2 protein-coding genes are annotated in these 2189 nt (G+C 37.4%); both read right to left on the bottom strand.

Annotated elements, in window-relative coordinates; all coding sequences use genetic code 11:
- Positions 1 to 53: 53 nt before the first annotated feature.
- Positions 54 to 806, bottom strand: coding sequence for an IS21-like element helper ATPase IstB (istB, locus tag MLOOGBEN_RS28760; RefSeq protein ID WP_179161662.1), 753 nt, complete (start codon positions 804 to 806; stop codon positions 54 to 56).
- An 8-nt stretch (positions 807 to 814) separates the two neighbouring features.
- Entirely contained in the window at positions 815 to 2098 is a 1284-nt protein-coding gene (gene istA, locus MLOOGBEN_RS28765; RefSeq protein WP_179161661.1) for an IS21 family transposase, read from the bottom strand.
- Positions 2099 to 2189 lie beyond the last annotated feature (91 nt).

Below are 2189 nucleotides of genomic sequence, written 5' to 3' on the forward strand. Positions count from 1 at the left end.
TATAAATGTCAACACAAATATGTACACTTTCGCTTGTTTAAGAATGTACAAAACTACTCATTTTCCTTCGCTAAATGATTCCTCAAACGATATGACTCTCCTACGATTGTAACGACAGTCGCGTGATGCAAAATTCGATCTAATATGGCGTTTGCTAACTTCGGCTCTTGAAAGATCTCATCCCAGGATTTAAAATTCACATTTGTGGTTAATATGGTACTTCGCTTTTCATAACGCATATCAATTAGCTGGAAAAAGAGCTTCGCATCTTCGGCATCAATCGGTAAATAGCCAATTTCATCGATAACCAGAAGCTTGTACTTTGTATAATGTTTCAAGCGAGATTCTAACCGATTTTCAAGGCGTGCTCTCTTCAGATTTTGAATGAGGTCATGGCACTTGATAAAATATGTACTTGTCCGTTTCTTTGCTGCTGCTATTCCTATAGAAGTGGCCAAATGGGTTTTTCCCACGCCACTTGGTCCTAGAAAAACGATATTTTCGTTCTTTTCAATAAACCGTAAGGTTAGAAAGTCTATTATCTGTTGCTGATTAAGGGAAGGTTGAAAGCTGAAATCAAAATCCTTTATTTCTTTTAAGTGTGGAAATGCCCCCACTTTGACCATGGATTGAATCATATTTTGCTCTCGAACATCAATCTCATAGCTTGTTAATTTTATTAGCGTATCAATGAACGACATTTGATTGTTTACGCTAAAATCTATGACTTCGCTCAAATGTAATGTCATTTGCTTTAACTTTAAATACTCTAAATTGTGCAAGAGTTGTTGGTAATTGGTTGTCATCGGATTCATTACTTATACACCTCTCCAATCGCTGCTAAGTTTCGTTTAGCCAGATCATCTATATCCGGAAAATTAGGCATGGATACATTGATTGCCTCGTGATAATGCGCTTCCTGATAATTAAGCTTCTTGTTGCTAATAGGGTGTTGTGCGATCAGCTCTGTGTTATAATAAATCCATAATTGATCATCATACACTTGTAAGCCTACTTTCTTTCCTTGGTACTTTGCCGGTACCGAGTATTGATTGGATTTGTAGGAAATCATGTTTGACGCATTGACTTTAACAAGCGTATGTTTGATGCGATAAGAATCTCTTACTTTTTCAGTTGGTAGCTGGTGTAAGAGGTTCTTTTCTTTTTTAAATTCAAAGATTGGAATCTTGCCTGTACCTTGATGCAATTCATGATTGATACGATTACATAAATCTTGGACAAACTGGTGTAACTCCTCGAGGCTCAATTTCCCTTGGTAAGCATAAATTTCATCAAGCAGTTTCATTGTTGCTTCAACTTTTCCCTTTGTTCGGGGACGACCAGCTATACATGGTTTTACTTCAAAACCGAAATCCTTCGCAAATTGAGCGAATTTAGAATTCACTTTTCCGGCAGTATACTCTGTTCGTGCTTCATCCATTACGGTTTTCATATTATCCGTTACGATTTCACTAGGTACTCCTCCAAATGCTTCAAATGCCTCTGTTAAGAATGAGAGTAGCACGTGCTGCGATTTTGAAACACTCAAATGAAAGGTACGGAACCGCGAATAGGAGAGAAGGAGTACAGCCACATTCACCTCTACTTGTTCCCCGTCCTTTGTTTCAAAAATAATACTTTCTTTCCAGTCCAGTTGAGCTTGTTTAGCTGGGTGTGTTTCATAACGAACGGTCCCCTTTGGTGAAGCAATCCGTTTTTCCTCCTCAAAGTAAGCTTTGAATTCTGGTGTACGTGCAATGTATGCACGAAAGGTAGAACCCGAACAATCTAGGCCATGGTTATCCTTTAAATATTGCCATAGTACCCTCCGGTAGTAGAACACCTGCTTTGAGTCCTCAGAGAGAAGTGCTGCGATTGTCTCATAATACTCATCAATTTTGGAAGGTTTCTCTCTCTTACGTTTTGGGATAAAACCATTTAGGTATTTGTCAATCGTCCTCCGATCAACACCTAGTTCCTCTGCTAATTTACTCTTATTGATTTTCATTTTTAAATGCTCCATTAGTTGTTTAAATTTTGGTAAGTCTGAAAGACTAGTAATCTCAAAATTAGTTTCAACATTTAGCGTTATGTACATACTAATCACCCCAGGATTAGTATGAATTGACCAATCAATTTTGTACATCTTTATTCAAGCATGATTGTACATATTTAAATTAGCATTTCTA

Source organism: Bacillus sp. EB106-08-02-XG196 (assembly GCF_013396335.1).
In the GTDB taxonomy this organism is placed as follows: Bacteria; Bacillota; Bacilli; order Bacillales; family Cytobacillaceae; genus Neobacillus.

What these genes read in the sequence shown, in the direction of transcription:
- istB (WP_179161662.1), bottom strand. Translation starts at nt 806, where the DNA reads ATGACAACCAATTACCAACAACTCTTGCACAATTTAGAGTATTTAAAG.
- istA (WP_179161661.1), bottom strand. Translation starts at nt 2,098, where the DNA reads ATGTACATAACGCTAAATGTTGAAACTAATTTTGAGATTACTAGTCTT.